This is a genomic window from Microbacterium sp. zg-B96 (assembly GCF_030246865.1).
Lineage (GTDB): Bacteria > Actinomycetota > Actinomycetes > Actinomycetales > Microbacteriaceae > Microbacterium.
In genome coordinates, this window is sequence record NZ_CP126738.1 from 1,089,451 (window position 1) to 1,109,815 (window position 20,365).

Here is a 20,365-nt window from a genome sequence, read left to right on the forward strand (position 1 = left end):
TCGTCGTCGGTTCACCCCGTCGCCAGGTTCGCCCTGCAGCGGTCGGTAGACTCGTTCCTCGTGTCTGACTCTCCCGAGATCACCCCTGAAGCGGTGGATGCCGCGGTCGACGCGGCGCTGGCCGCGATCGCCGCCGCCGCCACCACGGCCGAGCTGAAGGCGGCGCGCTCCGCGCACTCCGCCGAGGGTTCGCCGCTGGCCGCCCTCAACGCGCAGCTGCGTTCCGTGCCCAACGAGCGCAAGGCGGAATTCGGCAAGCTCGTCGGCCAGGCGCGCGGTCGCGTGAACCAGGCGCTGGCCGCGCGGGAGGCGGAGCTGGCCGCGGCGGAGACCGCCGCCCAGCTCGAGGCGGAGCGCGTGGACATCACCGCGCTCGCGCAGCGTGCGCGCACCGGTGCGAGGCATCCGCTGAGCCTGCTGCAGGAGCAGATCGCGGACCTGTTCGTCGGCATGGGCTGGGAGATCGCCGAAGGCCCCGAGCTCGAGCACGAGTGGTTCAACTTCGACGCCCTGAACTTCGACGTCGACCACCCGGCACGCCAGATGCAGGACACCTTCTACGTCGACCCGGTGCAGCGACACCTCGTCATGCGCACGCACACCAGCCCCGTGCAGGTGCGCAGCATGCTTGAACGCGACCTGCCGATCTACATCCTCGCGCCCGGCCGGGTGTACCGCACCGACGAGTTCGATGCCACGCACCTGCCGGTGTTCAGCCAGTTCGAAGGTCTCGTCGTCGACAAGGGCATCACGATGGCGCATCTGAAGGGCACGCTCGACCATGTTGCGCGCACCCTCTTCGGCGCCGAGGCGAAGACGCGCATGCGCGCCAACTACTTCCCCTTCACCGAGCCGTCCGCCGAGTTCGACCTGTGGCATCCCACCTTCAAGGGCGGGGCGCGCTGGATCGAGTGGGGCGGCTGCGGAATGGTCAACCCCAATGTGCTGCGCGCGGCCGGGATCGACCCCGAGGTCTACTCCGGCTTCGCGTTCGGCATGGGATTCGAGCGGACTCTCATGTTCCGCAGCGATGTCCAGGACATGCGCGACATGGCCGAAGGCGATGTCCGCTTCAGCGAGCAGTTTGGAATGGTGGTCTGATGCGCGTTCCGCTCTCGTGGTTGCGTGAATACGTCGACGTTCCGGCGGACGCGACGCCCGACGACGTCCTTGCGGCCCTCGTGTCGGTGGGGTTCGAAGAGGAGGACGTGCACGGCTTCGACCTGCAGGGCCCCATCGTCGTGGGCCGGGTCGTGGAGTTCGTCGAGGAGCCGCAGTCCAACGGCAAGACGATCCGCTGGTGCCAGGTCGACGTCGGCGAGGCCAACGGCGGGGTACGCGGCATCGTGTGCGGCGCCCGCAACTTCTTCCCCGGCGACAAGGTCGTGGTGACCCTTCCCGGGGCCGTGCTGCCCGGTCCCTTCCCGATCGCGGCGCGCAAGACCTACGGCCACGTCTCGGACGGCATGATCGCCTCCGCCAAGGAACTGGGCCTCGGCGACGAGCACAGCGGCATCCTGCGTCTGGTGGAGCTGGGCCTGGACCCCGAGGTGGGGACGGATGCCATCGCCCTGCTGGGCCTGGACGACGTCGCCGTCGAGATCAACGTCACCCCCGACCGCGGCTACGCGCTGTCGATCCGCGGCGTCGCCCGCGAATACGCCCATGCCACCGGCGCGGACTTCCGCGACCCGGGGGAGCGCACCTGGGGCGAGCTGCAGCAGCCCGTCGAGGGCTTCGCCGTCGCGGTGGACGATCGGGCGCCCATCCGCGGGCGTGTCGGTGCGAGCGAGTTCGTCGTGCGCATCGTGCGCGACGTCGACCCGACCAAGCCCACGCCGCCGTGGATGATCGCGCGGCTGACGCTCGCCGGCATCCGCTCGCTCGGCATCCTGATCGACATCACCAATTACGTGATGCTTGAGCTCGGAAACCCGATCCACGGGTACGACCTCGACAAGCTGCAGGGCGGCATCACGGTGCGTCGCGCGCAGGAGGGGGAGAAGCTCACGACCCTCGACGGCAAGGAGCGCACGCTCAGCGGCGAGGACCTGCTCATCACCGACGAGTCCGGCCCCATCGGCCTGGCCGGCGTCATGGGCGGCGGCCCCACCGAGATGACCGACGCCACCCGTAACGTGCTCATCGAGGCCGCGATCTTCGACACCGTCTCGATCGCCCGCACCGCCCGGCGGCACAAGCTGCCCAGCGAGGCATCGCGCCGCTTCGAGCGCGGCGTGGACCCGCTGATCCCGTTCGTCGCGGCGCGGCGCGTGGCCGACCTGATGGTCGAGTACGCGGGCGGCACGCTGGACACCGAGGTCGGCGGCGCCCTGTTCGCCGACGTGCACATCGCGGGCATCGACCTGTCGCGGGAGTTCGTGCCCGGGCTCATCGGCGTGGACTACAGCGATGCGGACATCGTCGGCGCTCTGGAGACGATCGGCTGCGAGGTCACCGAGACCGGTGCCGGCTGGGTCGTGATCCCGCCGTCGTGGCGACCGGACCTCACCGACAAGTGGACCCTCGCCGAGGAGGTCGCCCGCATCAACGGGTACGACCGCATCCCCTCGGTGCTGCCGGTGCCGCCGTCGGGCCGCGGGCTCACCCCTGCGCAGGCGGGGCGTCGCCGCGTGGCCAACGCACTCGCGGCCGCCGGGTACACCGAGACCCCGTCGTTCCCCTTCACGACGGCGGATCAGAACGACCTGCACGGCTCGACCTCCGGAGAGCACCTGTCCAGCGTCAAGCTCGCCAATCCGCTGGACGGCCAGGCGCCGTTCCTGCGGCGTTCGCTCGTGCCGGGCCTGCTGCAGGTCGCGCACCGCAACCTCGCCCGCGGGTTCGGCGACCTCGCGCTGTTCGAGACCGGCACGGTGTTCCTGCCCGAGCCGGGCGTCGCGTACGGCACCGACCAGGTGCCGCCGCTGGCCGTGCGGCCGGATGCCGCGACGCTCGCGGCGCTGGACGCGTCGATCCCGCCGCAGCCGCGTCACGTCGCCGTGCTGCTGACCGGTCACCGCGTCGCGAAGCAGCCGGGGCAGGCCGCCGAAGCGTTCGACCTCGGCGACGCGCTGGACGCCGTCCGCACGATCGCGGTGGCCGCGGGCGTCGAGATCTCCGTCGCGCAGGGGGAGCGCGCCGCGCTGCACCCCGGGCGCACCGGCGTGCTGACGGTCGGCGACACCGAGGTGGGGTACGTCGGCGAGGTGCTCCCCGCCGTCTCGGAGGCCGCAGATCTGCCCGGTCGCGTCATCGTCGCCGAGCTGGACCTCGACCTCGTGCTGTCCCTCGCCGGCGACCGGGTCGTCGTCGCGTCGCTGTCGGGATACCCCGCCGCGACGCAGGACGTCTCGCTCGTCGTGCCGCGCGGGACGCCGGCATCCGCCGTGCGCGCCGCGCTCGTCGACGGTGCGGGGGAGTTGCTGGAGTCACTGCGTCTCGTGGACGACTACCGCGGCCCGGGCCTGCCCGACGACGCGAAGAGCCTCACGTTCGCGCTGCGCTTCCGCGCCCCCGACCGCACGCTGACCGCCGCCGAGGCGACCGAGGCGAAGCTCGCCGGCGTCGCCGTGGCCGCCGAGCGCCTCGGAGCCGCCATCCGCGACTGACCTCGCTGTCGAGTGAGTATTCGCGCTGTCGAGTGAGTATTCGCGCTGTCGAGTGAGTATTCGCGCTGTCGAGTGAGTATTCGCGCTGTCGAGTGAGTATTCGCGCTGCCGAGTGAGTATTCGGCGGCGCGGCGCGTGTGGGAAGCGCTCGGTCACCGCCGCGTCGCGATCAGCGCGATCCCCAGTTCCAGGCAGGGGCGTCGAGCATGCCCTGGCCGGCGACGACCGTGCCGTCCGCAGTGCGCTGCAACTCGACCTGTACGGCATCCGACAGTCCCTCGGCCAGCTGCGTGGCATGCGTCACCACGAGCAGCTGGGTACGGTCGGATGCCGCGGCGATGAGCCCGGCCAGTGGCTCGAGCAGGTCCGAGTGCAGGCTCGCCTCGGGCTCGTTGAGAACGATCAGCGGGGCGGGGCGCGCCGGCAGCAGGGCCGCGCACAGGAGCAGGTACCGGAGGGTGCCGTCCGAGAGCTCGGCGGCCTGCAGCGGGCGCAACAATCCCGGCAGCCGCAGGGCGAGTGAGAACAGTCCGTCGGCGCCGGTGACCTGCACCTTCGCCCCGGGGAACGCCGCGTCGACGGCGCGGTCGAGGGGATCGCCGAATCCGGCATCCTGGATCGTCGCCCACACCGCCGCGAGGTTCTCGCCGCCATGATCGAGCGTGTGGGACCGAGTGCCCACCTGGGGGCGACGAGCGGGGGCTTCGGCGTCGACGCGGAAGTGGTCATAGAAGCGCCAAGAGCCGAGCATGCGCCGCAGCGTCAGGAGTTCGGGTGCGGTGTCGCCATCGGCGAGGTCGGTGACGATGCTCTCGAACGGGGCGAGCGGCTGGTTGAGCGTGGTCCAGCCCCCGTCGCGAACGCGCGTGGCGCCGCGCAGTCGGTCGATGAGCAGGGTCGCGGGTTTGGCGAGCGGGCCGGCGAAGACCTGCTCTCGTTTGACCTCGGGGTCGCGGGCGAAGACGCTGGCCGGGTCGACCTGGGGGATGCCTAGGTCGACGAGGTAGCCGAGCTCGTCGCTGGCGAAGCCGAGTTGCACGGCGACCGGTCCTCTCCGCTGTGTGCCTTGTCCGCCGCCGTTCTCGGGACCCGCCCAGAGCACCGAGGGGAGCCCGCCCTCGCGCGCGACGGCCGCGATGAGCGAGCCGCTGGCGGTGGACGCGAGCAATCGGAGCGCCCGGTACAGGTTGGACTTTCCCGAGCCGTTGGCACCCGTGACGACGGTGAGCGGTGCGAGCGGCACGACGACGTCGCGCAGCGACCGGTAGCCGGAGACGGCAAGCGTGGTGAGCATGGCTCGATCCTGGCAGTTGCCTCCGACCCCGTTCGCACCGCCGAGTGAGTATTCGCGCTGCCGAGTGAGTATTCGTCGCGCCGAGTGAGTATTCGTCGCAGCTGCGGCCCCGCGTCCGGTTGAATCGACCCATGACAGACGTATTGATCCTCGGTGGCACCGGGTGGCTGGGATCCCGCATCGCCGATCAATGGCTCGCCCGGGGAGCGAAGGTCACATGTCTGGCACGCGGCGGGCGTCCCGCGCCCGACGGCGCCCGGCTGATCGCCGCCGACCGCGCCGCTCCCGACGCCTACGCCGCGGTGGCGGACCGGGAGTGGGATGAGATCGTCGACCTGTCGTCGGATGCCGCAGCCGTGGCATCCGCCGTTGTCGCGCTGGCATCCACGACGCGGCATTGGACCTTCGTCTCGACCGTCTCGGTGTATGCCGACGACGACGTCACCGGCGCCGACGAGTCCGCACCGGTGGTGGCACCGCTGGCGGAGGGCGAGGAATCGGACTATCCGCATGAGAAGGCGGCGGCCGAGGCGTCCGTGCGGGAGGCCCTCGGGCACCGCGCCGCGATCGTGCGCCCCGGGCTGATCGCGGGGCCGGAGGATCCGAGCGATCGATTCGGCTACTGGGTGGCGCGGTTCGCGCTCGCCGAGGATGCCGCGGTGCTCGTTCCTCCCACCGAGGGGCGCGGTGCCGCGGTGATCGACGTCGACGACCTCGCCGATTTCGTCGTGGCGATCGGTGATGCGCGCTGGACCGGTGTCGTCAACGCGGTGGGGGATCCGCACCCGCTCGGCGAGGTGCTCGCCGAGGCGCGCGAGGTGGCCGGGCACACCGGTGCGCTGGTCGAGGCGTCGGACGAGTGGTTGCAGGCTCACGGCGTGGCGTATTGGTCGGGCCCGCGGTCGCTGCCGCTGTGGCTGCCACCGGGGCACACCGGGATGTGGTCGCGCTCGCACGTGGCATACACGATCCTCGGTGGGCGGCTGCGGCCGTTGCGGATGACACTGGAGCGCACCCTCGAAGCAGAGCGGCGGGCCGGTCTCGAGCGCGAGCGCCGTTCCGGCCTCACCCGCGCCGAGGAATTGGCCCTTCTCACTGATCTCGAGTGAGGAGCCGCGGTGGATGCCGGTGGCGCCCACCGCGAATACTCACTCGGCACCGCGAATACTCACTCGGCAGCGTGAATACTCACTCGGCAGCGCCCGGGGATTTGCGGGCGGGGGGACGGTGCGGCTATCGTCGCGGCATGTCTTCGGCCGCGCACGGTGTCTCGCTCATCATGAGCGTCGCTGTCGCGCGCCGGCGTCTGGACGGCCGCCGACTCTAGGCGGCCCTGCGCGCGACGACCCGTCGCGTCGGAGTCGCCGTCTCTGGCCCCGTTTCCCAGACAATAAGGTTGAACCATGACCTATTCGGTCGCCGTATCCGGCGCTTCCGGCTATGCGGGCGGCGAGATCCTGCGCCTGCTCGCCGCTCACCCCGACATCGAGATCCGCACCGTCACGGCGCATTCGAACGCCGGACAGCCCCTCATCGACCACCAGCCGCACCTGCGCTCGCTCGCGCACCTGCAGCTGCAGGACACCACCGCCGAGGTCCTCCGCGGCCACGACATCGTGTTCCTCGCGCTGCCACACGGCCAGTCCGGCCAGTACACCGACGCGCTCGCGGACACCCCACTCGTCATCGACGCGGGGGCCGACCACCGGCTGACGTCGGCGGATGCCTGGGAGCAGTTCTACGGCGGACACTTCCACGAGTCGTGGACCTACGGCGTGCCCGAGCTTCCCATCGCCGGCGGTAAACAGCGGGACCGTCTTGTCGGCGCCACCCGCATCGCCGCCCCCGGATGCAACGCCTCCACCGTGAGCTTGAGTCTCGCCCCCGGCGTCGCCGCTGGCGTCATCGAGCCCGGCGACATCGTCACTGTGCTCGCCGTCGGTCCCTCCGGCGCGGGCAAGAGCCTCAAGCCGAACCTGCTCGCCGCCGAAGTCCTCGGCACCGCGAACCCGTATGCCGTCGGCGGCAGTCACCGGCACATCCCCGAGATCCGCCAGGCGCTCGCCGAAGCCGCGAGCAAGCAAACCGACTCCGCCGGCAGGGCGGCCGCCATCGGCATCTCCTTCACCCCCGTGATCGTGCCGATGTCCCGTGGCATCCTCGCCACGAGCACCGCGCCGATCGCAGCCGGAGCGACGGATGCCGACATCCGCCGCGCCTGGGAAGACGCCTACCGCGACGAGACCTTCGTGCAACTGCTGCCGGAAGGCCGCTTCCCGCGCACCGCAGACGTGCTCGGCGCCAACACCGCCCTGATGGGACTGGCTATCGACCGCGCCGCGAACCGCGTCGTCGTCGTCACCGCCGTGGACAACCTCGTCAAGGGCACCGCGGGTGCGGCGATCCAATCGATGAACATCGCCCTGGGCCTGAACGAGGCCGCAGGCTTGACCGTGAACGGAGTAGCACCGTGAGCGTCACGGCAGCACAGGGATTCGAAGCCGCAGGGGTCGCGGTGGGCTTGAAGTCCAGCGGCAACGCCGACGTCGCCGTCGTGGTCAACCGGGGGCCCCGCAAGGTGGGGGCCGCCGTCTTCACGAGCAACCGGGCCAAGGCCAACCCGATCCTGTGGTCGCAGCAGGCGATCGCCGACGGCGTGGTCGAGGCGGTCGTGATCAATTCCGGCGGCGCCAACTGCTTCACCGGCTCGTTCGGCTTCCAGACCACCCACCAGACGGCGGAGAAGGCGGCGCAGCTGCTCGGGGTCAGCCCGGGGGACATCCTCGTCTGCTCCACGGGCCTCATCGGCACCGGCGACGAGGTGTTCCGCGGCAAGGTGCTCGACGGCGTCGAGCAGGGGATCGCGGCGCTGAGCCCCGACGGGGGAGAAGCGGCATCCGAAGCCATCATGACCACCGACTCCGTGCCCAAGCGCAGCGCCTACCGCGGCGAGGGCTGGACCATCGGCGGCATGGCCAAGGGCGCCGGCATGCTCGCCCCGGGCCTTGCCACCATGCTGGTGGTGATCACGACGGATGCCGTGCTCGATGCCGCCCAGGCCGACGCGCACCTGCGCGAGGCCACCCGCGTCAGCTTCGACCGGCTCGACTCCGACGGGTGCATGTCCACCAACGACCAGGTGACGCTCATGGCCAGCGGCGCGAGCGATGTCGTCCCCGACCCGCACGCCTTCCGCACCGCGCTCATCGCGGTGTGCAGCGACCTGGCCCGCCAGCTGCAGGGCGATGCCGAGGGCGCGAGCCACGACATCACGATCCAGGTCACGAACGCCGCGACCGAAGCCGACGCCGTCACGGTGGGGCGCTCGGTGGCCCGCAACAACCTGTTCAAAGCCGCGATCTTCGGCAACGACCCCAACTGGGGTCGCGTGCTGGCGGCGATCGGCACGACGGATGCCGCCTTCGACCCGTACGACGTGGATGTGTGGATGAACGACGTGCGCGTGTGCACTGCCGGCGGCCCCGACCGCCCCCGCGAGGAGGTCGACCTCACGCCCCGCGCCACGCGCGTGCTCATCGATCTGAAGTCGGGCACCGAGACGGCGAGCATCCTCACCAACGACCTCACCCACGATTACGTCCACGAGAACAGCGCGTACGCCTCATGACCGACATCCAGCAGACCACGCCCGAAGAGGCGGCGATCAAAGCCGGCGTCCTCATCGAGTCGCTCCCGTGGCTCAAGCGTTTCAGTGAGCAGATCATCGTGATCAAGTTCGGTGGCAACGCGATGGTGTCCGAGGAGCTGCAGAACGCCTTCGCCGAGGACATCGCCTACCTGCGCTTCGTGGGAGTGCACCCCGTCGTCGTGCACGGCGGCGGCCCGCAGATCTCGAAAATGCTCGACCGCCTCGCGATCCCGAGTGAGTTCAAGGGCGGCTACCGGGTGACTTCCACCGAGGCGATCTCGGTGGTGCGCATGGTGCTCACCGGCCAGATCAACCCGCAGCTGGTCAGCCGCATCAACACGCACGGCCCGTTCGCCAGCGGATTGTCCGGTGAGGATGCCGGGCTGTTCGGCGGCCGCCGCCGCGGCGTGCACATCGACGGCGTCGAGCACGACCTCGGCAACGTCGGCGACGTGGTCGAGGTAGACCCGCAGCCCGTGCTCGATCAGCTGGCGGCAGGCCGCATCCCCGTGGTCTCCAGCATCGCTCCCGACCTGGACAACCCCGGCCAGTCGCTCAACGTCAATGCGGATGCCGCGGCGGCGGCGCTGGCCGTGGCGCTGGGCGCCACCAAGCTCATCGTCCTCACCGACGTCCCCGGCCTCTACGCCGATTGGCCCGACCGCAGCTCGCTGGTCTCGCACCTGACCTCGACCGAGCTGCGCGCCATGCTGCCGCGCTTGGAATCGGGCATGATCCCGAAGATGCAGGCGTGCTTGGATGCGGTGGACGGCGGCGTGGACACCGCCGCGATCATCGACGGACGCCAGCCGCATTCGCTGCTGGTGGAGATCTTCACAGCGCAGGGCGTCGGCACGGAGGTGGTGGCGGGATGACCGCAGACAACTGGCAGGAAGACGCGCAACGGGACCTGGTGCGCAACGTCGGCGACCGTTCGGCGCTGTTCGTGCGGGGGGAGGGTGCGGCGCTGTGGGATGCCGACGGGCGCCGCTACCTGGATTTCCTCGCCGGCATCGCGGTGAACTCCCTCGGCCACGCCCACCCCGCGTTCGTCGAAGCCATCTCCGCCCAGGCGGCGACGCTCGCGCACGTGTCCAACCTGTTCGCAACGCCCTGGCAGCTGCAACTGGCCGCGCAGCTGAAACGGCTGGCCGGCACCGGTGATACCGGCCGGGTGTACTTCGGCAACTCCGGCGCCGAGGCCAACGAGGCGGCGTTCAAGCTCGCCCGGCTGCACGGCGGAGCCGATCGCCCGCGCATCCTGGCGTTGAAGGACGCCTTCCACGGCCGCACCATGGGGACGCTCGCGCTGACCGGCAAGCCCTACATGCAGGAGCCGTTCCTGCCCATGGTGCCCGGTGTCGAGACGATCGAGTCCACCATCGAAGCGCTCGAGGCGGCGATCGACGATCGCGTCGCGGCGCTGTTCGTCGAGCCCATCAAGGGCGAGGCGGGCGTGGTCGAGCTCCCCGAGGGTTACCTCCAGGCGGCGCGGGAGATCACCGAACGCCACGGTGCACTCCTCATCATCGACGAGATCCAGACCGGCGCCGGCCGCACCGGCGCCTGGTTCGCGTTCCAGCACGCCGGCATCACCCCCGACGCCATCACCGTGGCCAAGGGCATCGGCGGCGGCTTCCCGATCGGCGCGCTCATCACCTTCGGTGCCGCGGCGGAGCTGTTCTACCCCGGCACCCACGGTTCTACGTTCGGCGGCAACGCCCTCGGCACCGCGGTCGCCGCGGCGGTCCTCGCCGAGATCGAGAGCGCCGACCTCGTCGGCAACGCCGCCGTCCGCGGGCCCCAGATCCGCGAGGCGATCGCCGCGATCGACTCGTCCCTGGTGGAAGGATGCCGCGGGCAGGGACTGCTGATCGGTGTCGCGCTGCGGCATCCGGTCGCCGGTGCCGTCGTCGCCGCCGCGCACGAACACGGTCTCATCATCAACGCCGCCAACGACAGCACCGTGCGGCTGGCGCCGCCGCTGACGATCGGCGACGTCGAGATCGACGAGTTCGCCGAACTGTTCGCGCGCGCCCTCTCCACCGTCGAGCAGGCACTCCTGCTCGATGTCCCTGCCGATACCGAGGAGGCATCCGAGTGACCCGTCACCTGCTGCGCGATGACGACCTGACCGCCGCCGAACAGGCCGAGATCATCGAGCTCGCGATCGACCTGAAGAAGGACCGCTGGAAGACCAAGCCGCTCGCCGGCCCGCAGACGGTCGCGGTGATCTTCGACAAGTCATCCACGCGCACCCGCGTCTCCTTCGCCGTCGGCATCGCCGACCTGGGCGGTTCGCCGCTGGTGATCTCCACCGCCAGCAGTCAGCTGGGCGGCAAGGAGACCCCTGCCGACACCGCCCGGGTGCTGGAACGCCAGGTCGCCGCGATCGTGTGGCGCACCTACGCGCAGGCCGGGCTCGAGCAGATGGCGGCCGGCACCACCGTGCCGGTGGTCAACGCCCTGAGCGACGACTTCCACCCCTGTCAGTTGCTGGCCGACCTGCTGACGATCCGTGAGCACAAGGGCGAGCTCAAGGGCCTGACGCTGACGTTCTTCGGCGACGGATGCAGCAACATGAGCCACTCCTACGCCCTTGCCGGCGTCACGGCGGGTATGCACGTGCGCATCGCGTCGCCCGAGGCGTATGCGCCGCGCGCGGACGTCGTCGCCGACGCCGACCGTCGCGCCGCCGAGACCGGTGGATCGCTGACGCTGTACACCGACCCGATCGAGGCGGCCGCCGGTGCCGACGTCATCGTCACCGACACGTGGGTGTCGATGGGCAAGGAGGAGGAGAAGATCGCGCGCCTGCGCGACCTCGGCGCCTACAAGGTGACCTCCGAAACGATGACGCTGGCCGACCCCGGGGCGATCTTCATCCACTGTCTGCCCGCAGACCGCGGCTACGAGGTCGACGCGGAGGTCATCGACGGCCCGCAAAGCGTCGTGTGGGATGAGGCCGAGAACCGGCTGCACGCGCAGAAGGCCTTGCTGGTGTGGCTGCTGCGGCAGCAGTAGGCGGCCTCAACTCGCCCGGCCGGCTGGCCGGGATCGATCTCGCGCGCGGTCTGGCGATCGTCGGTATGCTCGCCGCCCACCTGCTGGACGGCGTCGAGTGGAGCTGGACCGACCCGGCGACGTGGACGGCGATCGCCGACGGCCGTTCGTCGATCCTGTTCGCCACCCTCGCGGGAGTGTCGATCGGCATCATCACCGGGGGAGCGGCACCGCTGACCGGTGACCCGCTGCGCGTCGCCCGGGGGCGACTCGCGGTGCGCGCCGGCATCCTCTACCTGCTCGGTGTCGCGCTGATCGCCACCGGGGTCCCGGTCTACGTGATCCTGCCGGCGTATGCGGTGCTGTTCGTCCTCGGCATCCCGTTCACCGGGCTCGGAGCGCGGCCGCTGCTCATCACCGCCGCGGCAGTCGCGGTGACCATGCCCATCGTGCAGGCCTGGCTGGATCGTTGGGAGTTCTGGGAGACTCCTGCCGGCGGGGACCTCGCCCTGCTGCTGGGCTGGCACTACCCGTTCTTGGTGTGGCTCGCGTTCATCCTGGCGGGGATGGGGCTGGCGCGCACGAACCTGCGGGATCTGGAGACGCAGTTGCGGATGCTCCTGGTCGGGGTGGCGCTGGCGATGATCGGCTACGGCCTGGATGCCGCGTCCGGGGCAGAGGAGTTCGCCGAGGCGGAGTCTCTCGCGGGGGCGGTGTGGACGGCGCGGCCGCATTCCAGCGGCATCCTCGAGGTCATCGGCTCGGGAGGCTTCGCGATCGCGGCGATCGCGGTGTGCCTGCTGCTGTGCCGCACGCCGCTGGCCTGGGTCGTGCTGCCGCTGCGCGCGGCCGGTGCGATGCCGTTGACGGCGTACGTCGCGCAACTGGTGGTCTGGGTGGTCTGGGCGCTCGCGGCGCTCGGGCGCACTGAGGATCTCACCGGGTTCCGAGCCCTCGAGCCGTTCTGGCCGATCACACTGGGGCTCCTCGCCGGCTGTACGCTCTGGGCGCTGCTGCTGGGCCGCGGTCCGCTGGAGCGGCTGGTGGCGCTGCTGTGCCGGGTCGCCGTACCCGGGCGGACCGCCGCGCCCCGGTAGGCTGGGCGGGTGAGTGGATCCAAGAGCGAAGGCACGAATGCGGGCGCACTGTGGGGCGGCCGATTCAGTTCCGGCCCCTCGCCCGAACTGGTGGCGCTGAGCCGCTCGACGCATTTCGACTGGGCGCTCGCCCGGTACGACCTGGCCGGCTCGCATGCCCACGCGAAGGCGCTCGCCGCTGCCGGCTACCTCACTGCCGACGAAGAGGCCCGAATGCATGCGGGCCTGGATGCGCTGGCCGTCGCGGTGCAGGACGGAACCCTCGCCGCCGACCCCGCAGACGAGGACGTGCACGGGGCGCTGGAGGCGGCACTCATCGTTGAGGTCGGCGCGGATCTGGGCGGCAAACTCCGTGCGGGGCGCAGTCGCAACGATCAGATCGCCACGCTGGTGCGCCTGTACCTGCTGGACCATGCGCGCACGATCGCGCACGAGATCCTGCAGGTCATCGACGCGATCGTGGCGCAAGCCGAGGCGCACCCGACCGCCATCATGCCCGGACGCACCCACCTGCAGCATGCGCAGCCGATCCTGCTGGCGCACCATCTGCAGGCCCACGCCTGGCCGCTGGTGCGCGATCTGGAAAGACTGCGCGACTGGACGGCGCGCGCCAGCGTCTCGCCGTACGGCGGCGGGGCCCTGGCGGGGGCGACCCTGGGACTTGATCCGCAGCTGGTGGCCACCGAACTGGGGCTTGCCCGCCCGGCGGAGAACTCCCTCGACGGCACCGCCGCGCGTGACGTGGTGGCGGAGTTCGCGTTCATCACGGCGATGATCGGCGTCGACGTGTCCCGGTTCGCCGAGGACATCGTCATCTGGAACACCCGCGAGTTCGGCTTCGTCACCCTCGATGACGGCTACTCGACGGGGTCGAGCATCATGCCGCAGAAGAAGAACCCCGACATCGCCGAGCTGGCGCGCGGCAAGGCGGGGCGCCTGATCGGCAACTTGACCGGGCTCCTCGCCACGCTCAAGGGACTGCCGCTGGCGTACAACCGGGACCTGCAAGAGGACAAGGAACCGGTCTTCGACTCGGTCACGACCCTCGAAGTCGTGCTGCCCGCGTTCGCGGGGATGGTGGCGACGCTGCGATTCCACACCGAGCGCATGGCGCAGCTGGCACCGCAGGGTTTCTCACTGGCCACCGATGTGGCGGACTGGCTGGTCAGGCGCGGCGTCCCGTTCCGGGATGCGCACGAGATCTCCGGTGCGCTCGTGCAGGCGTGCGAGGAGCGGGGGATCGACCTGGACGAGGCAGATGACGACATGCTCGCCGCCGTCTCATCGCAACTCACTCCCGATGTCCGCAGTGTGCTGACGATCGAGGGATCGGTGGCGAGCCGCGACGGCGTAGGGGGCACCGCGCCGGTGCGGGTCACCGAGCAGCGGGCCGAACTCGTGGCGCGTGCGCAGGCCGCAGCCCATGCGGTCGGCATCCGCTAGATAAGCCCAGTACTGATATTTCGCGAAGATAAGCGTTAGGCTTATCTCATGAATGCCGCGGTGATCGCCGACATCGTCGGCTCCCGTCGCCTGGAGGACCGCGCCGCGGCCCAGCGCGACCTCGACGACACGATCGCTCGCGTCGAGTCAGACTTCCCGCTCGCGGTGCGGGCGCTGCGTCCGATCGTCGGTGATGAGCTGCAGGGGGTCTATCCCTCGCTGGTCGCGGCGTCGGCGTCGCTGCTACTGCTGCGCCTGGCGCTTCCCGACGGCATCGAGTGCCGGTTCGGCATCGGCGTCGGGCCGCTTGCGGATGTCCCGTCGATCACCGTCGGCACGATCTCCGAGGGGCCCGCGTGGTGGGCGGCGCGCGCGGCGATCGAGATCGTGCACCGCAAGCAGAGCCGGTCGTTGTCGAACGCGCGTACGTGGGCGGTCGCCGCTGCGGGGGAGGGAGCCGGCGACGGCGCCGCGGTTCGACTGGCGAACTCGTCGTTCCTCACGCGGGACCAGCTGGTGGGGGGGATGACTGAGCGCACTCGGCGCATCACGTACAGCCGGTGCCTCGGGGCCACCCAGCGGGAGATCGCCGCCGCCGAGCAGATCACGCAGTCGGCGGTGTCCCAGGCGCTGGCAGCCTCGGGCGGCGCCGTGCTCGCCGATGGCTTGAGCACGCTGCTCGCCGCGGAATGACGCGCGACACTCCCGGGATCCCAGCTGGATTTGCCGAGTCCCTGGGATCCACGTAAAGTCTTCTCTGTTGGCCCCACAGGGACAGCGGAGAGGCCCTAGGCCCCGCACCCCTCAAGCGGCCACAAACCATCCTCTCGGTCCCCGGATCGAAGGTCTTCTGACCTGGATGGACTTGCCCATCTCACCGGCGTGTCGATTTGACAAGCCAAGCGAGATGGTTAAGATAGAGAAGTTGCCCTGCAGGGCAGGCCGTGAGGCCGGCCGGCAGGAGCATCCGATCCTTGAGAACTCAACAGCGTGCACTTGTCAAATGCCAAATAACCTCGTCCCAGCTTTGGCTGGGTGAGATTCCTTTGGATCAAAGTCCGATTCCCTTTGGGGGTCGGCAACGGATAAGTCAGTAATGACATCCATTTGGTCAGTTCAAACTCGCTGCTTCGGCCTTTTTCCGGCTGTTGTATGCATTTTTCTTTTACGGAGAGTTTGATCCTGGCTCAGGATGAACGCTGGCGGCGTGCTTAACACATGCAAGTCGAACGGTGAAGCAGAGCTTGCTCTGTGGATCAGTGGCGAACGGGTGAGTAACACGTGAGCAACCTGCCCCGGACTCTGGGATAAGCGCTGGAAACGGCGTCTAATACTGGATACGAGCTGCGACCGCATGGTCAGCAGTTGGAAAGAATTTCGGTCTGGGATGGGCTCGCGGCCTATCAGCTTGTTGGTGAGGTAATGGCTCACCAAGGCGTCGACGGGTAGCCGGCCTGAGAGGGTGACCGGCCACACTGGGACTGAGACACGGCCCAGACTCCTACGGGAGGCAGCAGTGGGGAATATTGCACAATGGGCGAAAGCCTGATGCAGCAACGCCGCGTGAGGGACGACGGCCTTCGGGTTGTAAACCTCTTTTAGCAGGGAAGAAGCGAAAGTGACGGTACCTGCAGAAAAAGCGCCGGCTAACTACGTGCCAGCAGCCGCGGTAATACGTAGGGCGCAAGCGTTATCCGGAATTATTGGGCGTAAAGAGCTCGTAGGCGGTTTGTCGCGTCTGCTGTGAAATCTGGGGGCTCAACCCCCAGCCTGCAGTGGGTACGGGCAGACTAGAGTGCGGTAGGGGAGATTGGAATTCCTGGTGTAGCGGTGGAATGCGCAGATATCAGGAGGAACACCGATGGCGAAGGCAGATCTCTGGGCCGTAACTGACGCTGAGGAGCGAAAGGGTGGGGAGCAAACAGGCTTAGATACCCTGGTAGTCCACCCCGTAAACGTTGGGAACTAGTTGTGGGGTCCATTCCACGGATTCCGTGACGCAGCTAACGCATTAAGTTCCCCGCCTGGGGAGTACGGCCGCAAGGCTAAAACTCAAAGGAATTGACGGGGACCCGCACAAGCGGCGGAGCATGCGGATTAATTCGATGCAACGCGAAGAACCTTACCAAGGCTTGACATATACGAGAACGCTGCAGAAATGTAGAACTCTTTGGACACTCGTAAACAGGTGGTGCATGGTTGTCGTCAGCTCGTGTCGTGAGATGTTGGGTTAAGTCCCGCAACGAGCGCAACCCTCGTTCTATGTTGCCAGCACGTAATGGTGGGAACTCATGGGATACTGCCGGGGTCAACTCGGAGGAAGGTGGGGATGACGTCAAATCATCATGCCCCTTATGTCTTGGGCTTCACGCATGCTACAATGGCCGGTACAAAGGGCTGCAATACCGTAAGGTGGAGCGAATCCCAAAAAGCCGGTCCCAGTTCGGATTGAGGTCTGCAACTCGACCTCATGAAGTCGGAGTCGCTAGTAATCGCAGATCAGCAACGCTGCGGTGAATACGTTCCCGGGTCTTGTACACACCGCCCGTCAAGTCATGAAAGTCGGTAACACCTGAAGCCGGTGGCCCAACCCTTGTGGAGGGAGCCGTCGAAGGTGGGATCGGTAATTAGGACTAAGTCGTAACAAGGTAGCCGTACCGGAAGGTGCGGCTGGATCACCTCCTTTCTAAGGAGCATCTGGCACCCTCGGGTGTCCAGGCGCCAGATTCGAGACATACGTTCTCGACTGGTAGCTCATGGGTGGAACATTTGACTTGGTGCCGGGGAGTGATCTTCGAACTCAGTACGCTGCTTGCAGCTGGAACGGTTGGGGGTGAGTGATACGGCACATGCACGCTGTTGGGTCCTGAGGGACCGGATGCGCACTGACCTTCGGGTTGGGTGCAGACGAACCTCAGGACCTGCTTTTCGTTTCCGGCTTTTGCTGGTTGCGGGAGTGGGTACCGCCCGTACTTTGAGAACTACACAGTGGACGCGAGCATCTTCGAGACGATTTATCGTCTCGATCGATGATCTTAAAGATCATTAGTCAATTTCTGATCCAAGCCTTTATGGCTTGGGTTGCGAGTTTTGATTCAAACTCATGTGATTTTCAAGTCTTTAAGAGCAAACGGTGAATGCCTTGGCATCTGGAGCCGAAGAAGGACGTAGCAATCTGCGATAAGCCTCGGGGAGTGGATAAGCACACTTTGATCCGAGGGTGTCCGAATGGGGAAACCCCGCTGGGCGGCGTGCCGACCTAGTGACTCCCGCCTGAATATATAGGGCGGGTAGAGGGAACGTGGGGAAGTGAAACATCTCAGTACCCACAGGAAGAGAAAGCAACCGCGATTCCGTTAGTAGTGGCGAGCGAAACCGGAACAGGCTAAACCGAGTACGTGTGATATCCGGCAGGAGTTGCGTATTCGGGGTTGTGGGACTTTTCTGGCTGGTCTGCCGATCAGCCGGCGTTACAAGAAGGTATAGACGAACCGCATGGAAAGGCGGGTCATAGAGGGTGACAACCCCGTAGTCGAAATGCCTCTCTTGACGCGAAGAGTATCCCAAGTAGCACGGGGCCCGAGAAATCCCGTGTGAATCTGTCAGGACCACCTGATAAGCCTAAATACTCCCAGATGACCGATAGCGGACAAGTACCGTGAGGGAAAGGTGAAAAGTACCCCGGGAGGGGAGTGAAATAGTACCTGAAACCGTTTGCTTACAAACCGTTGGAGCCTCCTTAGTAGGGGTGACAGCGTGCCTTTTGAAGAATGAGCCTGCGAGTTAGCGATATGTGGCGAGGTTAACCCGTGAGGGGTAGCCGTAGCGAAAGCGAGTCTGAATAGGGCGATTCAGTCGCATGTCCTAGACCCGAAGCGAAGTGATCTATCCATGGCCAGGTTGAAGCGACGGTAAGACGTCGTGGAGGACCGAACCCACTTAGGTTGAAAACTGAGGGGATGAGCTGTGGATAGGGGTGAAAGGCCAATCAAACTTCGTGATAGCTGGTTCTCTCCGAAATGCATTTAGGTGCAGCGTTGCGTGTTTCTTGCCGGAGGTAGAGCTACTGGATGGCCGATGGGCCCTACAAGGTTACTGACGTCAGCCAAACTCCGAATGCCGGTAAGTGAGAGCGCAGCAGTGAGACTGTGGGGGATAAGCTTCATAGTCGAGAGGGAAACAACCCAGACCACCATCTAAGGTCCCAAAGCGCGTGCTAAGTGGGAAAGGATGTGGAGTTGCTTAGACAACCAGGAGGTTGGCTTAGAAGCAGCCACCCTTGAAAGAGTGCGTAATAGCTCACTGGTCAAGTGATTCCGCGCCGACAATGTAACGGGGCTCAAGCACGCCACCGAAGTTGTGGCATTGATATTATTGGTAGGCCTTCGTGGTCCAGCCGTATTGATGGGTAGGAGAGCGTCGTGTGGCCAGCGAAGCGGCGGTGTGAACCAGCCGTGGAGGCTACACGAGTGAGAATGCAGGCATGAGTAGCGAAAGACGTGTGAGAAACACGTCCTCCGAAAGACCAAGGGTTCCAGGGTCAAGCTAATCTTCCCTGGGTAAGTCGGGACCTAAGGCGAGGCCGACAGGCGTAGTCGATGGACAACGGGTTGATATTCCCGTACCGGCGAAGAACCGCCCAAACTAATCCAGTAGTGCTAAGTATCTGAATCCCAGTGACGGATCCCTTCGGGGTGAAGCGTTGGGCCTAGCGTACGACCCCATTCTGGTGCGGTTAGCGTATTAACAGGTGTGACGCAGGAAGGTAGCCCAACCCGGGCGATGGTTGTCCCGGGGCAAGTGCGTAGGCCGAGTGATAGGCAAATCCGTCACTCATACAGGCTGAGACACGATGCGGATAAAAAGTGGGTGATCCTATGCTGCCAAGAAAAGCATCGACGCGAGGTTCAAGCCGCCCGTACCCCAAACCGACTCAGGTGGTCAGGTAGAGAATACCAAGGAGATCGAGAGAATCGTGGTTAAGGAACTCGGCAAAATGCCCCCGTAACTTCGGGAGAAGGGGGGCCTTCGACGTATTAGGACTTGCTCCGAAAGCGTTTGGAGGCCGCAGAGACTAGTGGGTAGCGACTGTTTACTAAAAACACAGGTCCGTGCCAAGTCGCAAGACGATGTATACGGACTGACGCCTGCCCGGTGCTGGAAGGTTAAGAGGACCGGTTAGCCGCAAGGCGAAGCTGAGAATTTAAGCCCCAGTAAACGGCGGTGGTAACTATAACCATCCTAAGGTAGCGAAATTCCTTGTCGGGTAAGTTCCGACCTGCACGAATGGCGTAACGACTTCCCAACTGTCTCAACCGCGAACTCGGCGAAATTGCACTACGAGTAAAGATGCTCGTTACGCGCAGCAGGACGGAAAGACCCCGTGACCTTTACTACAGCTTGGTATTGGTGTTCGGTGTGGCTTGTGTAGGATAGGTGGGAGACTTTGAAGCATGGACGCCAGTTCATGTGGAGTCATTGTTGAAATACCACTCTGGTCACTCTGGATATCTAACTTCGAACCGTAATCCGGTTCAGGGACAGTGCCTGGTGGGTAGTTTAACTGGGGCGGTTGCCTCCCAAAAAGTAACGGAGGCGCCCAAAGGTTCCCTCAACCTGGTTGGCAATCAGGTGTCGAGTGTAAGTGCACAAGGGAGCTTGACTGTGAGACTGACAGGTCGAGCAGGGACGAAAGTCGGGACTAGTGATCCGGCAGTGGCTTGTGGAAGCGCTGTCGCTCAACGGATAAAAGGTACCTCGGGGATAACAGGCTGATCTTGCCCAAGAGTCCATATCGACGGCATGGTTTGGCACCTCGATGTCGGCTCGTCGCATCCTGGGGCTGGAGTAGGTCCCAAGGGTTGGGCTGTTCGCCCATTAAAGCGGTACGCGAGCTGGGTTTAGAACGTCGTGAGACAGTTCGGTCCCTATCCGCTGCGCGCGTAGGAAGTTTGAGAGGATCTGACCCTAGTACGAGAGGACCGGGTTGGACGAACCTCTGGTGTGTCAGTTGTTCCGCCAGGAGCACCGCTGATTAGCTACGTTCGGGATGGATAACCGCTGAAAGCATCTAAGCGGGAAGCCGGCCTCAAGATGAGACTTCCATGCCTTCGGGCGAGAGGCTCCCAGCCAGACTACTGGGTTGATAGGCCAGATGTGGAAGTGCAGCAATGCATGCAGCTGACTGGTACTAATAAGCCGATGACTTGATAACACACCCGTTTGAGGTGCTACGCGTCCACTGAGTGGTTCTCGATGTACGGTCGAG

General features: G+C 66.3%; 12 protein-coding genes and 2 rRNA genes. 13 read left to right on the forward strand and 1 reads right to left on the reverse strand.

Features of this window, described 5'->3' with window-relative positions:
- Positions 1–60: 60 nt before the first annotated feature.
- Together pheS and pheT are read left to right on the forward strand one after the other, a co-directional pair.
- Positions 61–1,101 (forward strand): phenylalanine--tRNA ligase subunit alpha, encoded by a 1,041-nt coding sequence (gene pheS / locus QNO11_RS04905; protein WP_257510137.1) that lies wholly within the window; start codon positions 61–63, stop codon positions 1,099–1,101.
- Positions 1,101–3,611, forward strand: a complete 2,511-nt coding sequence (gene pheT / locus QNO11_RS04910) for a phenylalanine--tRNA ligase subunit beta (RefSeq protein ID WP_257510136.1) — start codon at positions 1,101–1,103, stop codon at positions 3,609–3,611. The genes pheS and pheT overlap by 1 nt, the downstream gene beginning before the upstream one ends.
- A 169-nt stretch (positions 3,612–3,780) precedes the next feature.
- Here pheT and QNO11_RS04915 read toward each other — a convergent pair whose 3' ends face one another.
- Positions 3,781–4,905: an AAA family ATPase gene (locus QNO11_RS04915; protein ID WP_257510135.1), complete on the reverse strand. Its 1,125-nt coding sequence runs from the start codon at positions 4,903–4,905 to the stop codon at positions 3,781–3,783.
- A gap of 131 nt (positions 4,906–5,036) precedes the next feature.
- Here QNO11_RS04915 and QNO11_RS04920 point away from each other — a divergent pair, with 131 nt between their 5' ends.
- The 11 genes from QNO11_RS04920 to QNO11_RS04970 all read left to right on the forward strand — a co-directional run bounded on the left by QNO11_RS04920 (position 5,037) and on the right by QNO11_RS04970 (position 20,311).
- On the forward strand, positions 5,037–6,014 hold the full coding sequence (locus QNO11_RS04920) for an NAD-dependent epimerase/dehydratase family protein (RefSeq protein ID WP_257510134.1): 978 nt from the start codon (positions 5,037–5,039) through the stop codon (positions 6,012–6,014).
- 294 nt (positions 6,015–6,308) lie between these two features.
- Positions 6,309–7,379 carry an N-acetyl-gamma-glutamyl-phosphate reductase gene (gene argC / locus QNO11_RS04925; protein ID WP_257510133.1) on the forward strand — a complete coding sequence of 357 codons (1,071 nt, stop codon included), beginning with the start codon at positions 6,309–6,311 and terminating at the stop codon, positions 7,377–7,379.
- Positions 7,376–8,533 (forward strand): bifunctional glutamate N-acetyltransferase/amino-acid acetyltransferase ArgJ, encoded by a 1,158-nt coding sequence (argJ, locus tag QNO11_RS04930; RefSeq protein ID WP_257510132.1) that lies wholly within the window; start codon positions 7,376–7,378, stop codon positions 8,531–8,533. Before argC ends, argJ begins: the two co-directional genes overlap by 4 nt.
- The gene (gene argB, locus QNO11_RS04935; RefSeq protein WP_257510131.1) at positions 8,530–9,429 is read left to right on the forward strand and encodes an acetylglutamate kinase; all 900 of its coding nucleotides are present in this window, start codon (positions 8,530–8,532) and stop codon (positions 9,427–9,429) included. Before argJ ends, argB begins: the two co-directional genes overlap by 4 nt.
- Complete coding sequence (locus QNO11_RS04940; RefSeq protein ID WP_257510130.1) at positions 9,426–10,658, forward strand: acetylornithine transaminase; 1,233 nt, start codon at positions 9,426–9,428, stop codon at positions 10,656–10,658. The genes argB and QNO11_RS04940 overlap by 4 nt, the downstream gene beginning before the upstream one ends.
- Entirely contained in the window at positions 10,655–11,578 is a 924-nt protein-coding gene (argF, locus tag QNO11_RS04945) for an ornithine carbamoyltransferase (RefSeq protein ID WP_257510129.1), read from the forward strand. The genes QNO11_RS04940 and argF overlap by 4 nt, the downstream gene beginning before the upstream one ends.
- Positions 11,557–12,654 carry a heparan-alpha-glucosaminide N-acetyltransferase domain-containing protein gene (locus tag QNO11_RS04950; RefSeq protein WP_257510128.1) on the forward strand — a complete coding sequence of 366 codons (1,098 nt, stop codon included), beginning with the start codon at positions 11,557–11,559 and terminating at the stop codon, positions 12,652–12,654. The genes argF and QNO11_RS04950 overlap by 22 nt, the downstream gene beginning before the upstream one ends.
- A 9-nt stretch (positions 12,655–12,663) precedes the next feature.
- Positions 12,664–14,097, forward strand: a complete 1,434-nt coding sequence (gene argH / locus QNO11_RS04955) for an argininosuccinate lyase (RefSeq protein WP_257510127.1) — start codon at positions 12,664–12,666, stop codon at positions 14,095–14,097.
- 48 nt (positions 14,098–14,145) lie between these two features.
- Complete coding sequence (locus QNO11_RS04960; protein WP_257510126.1) at positions 14,146–14,790, forward strand: SatD family protein; 645 nt, start codon at positions 14,146–14,148, stop codon at positions 14,788–14,790.
- Between the two features lie 471 nt (positions 14,791–15,261).
- Positions 15,262–16,783, forward strand: a 16S ribosomal RNA gene (locus QNO11_RS04965).
- Positions 16,784–17,207: 424 nt separating this feature from the next.
- Positions 17,208–20,311 (forward strand): 23S ribosomal RNA (locus tag QNO11_RS04970).
- The 16S and 23S rRNA genes sit together here, the layout of an rRNA operon.
- The last annotated feature ends 54 nt before the right edge of the window (positions 20,312–20,365 follow it).

Bases quoted from the DNA above. Each gene is read 5' to 3' on its own strand.
- QNO11_RS04940 (WP_257510130.1), top strand. From the start codon at position 9,426: ATGACCGCAGACAACTGGCAGGAAGACGCGCAACGGGACCTGGTGCGC.
- argC (WP_257510133.1), top strand. From the start codon at position 6,309: ATGACCTATTCGGTCGCCGTATCCGGCGCTTCCGGCTATGCGGGCGGC.
- QNO11_RS04915 (WP_257510135.1), bottom strand. From the start codon at position 4,905: ATGCTCACCACGCTTGCCGTCTCCGGCTACCGGTCGCTGCGCGACGTC.
- QNO11_RS04960 (WP_257510126.1), top strand. From the start codon at position 14,146: ATGAATGCCGCGGTGATCGCCGACATCGTCGGCTCCCGTCGCCTGGAG.
- argB (WP_257510131.1), top strand. From the start codon at position 8,530: ATGACCGACATCCAGCAGACCACGCCCGAAGAGGCGGCGATCAAAGCC.
- pheT (WP_257510136.1), top strand. From the start codon at position 1,101: ATGCGCGTTCCGCTCTCGTGGTTGCGTGAATACGTCGACGTTCCGGCG.
- QNO11_RS04920 (WP_257510134.1), top strand. From the start codon at position 5,037: ATGACAGACGTATTGATCCTCGGTGGCACCGGGTGGCTGGGATCCCGC.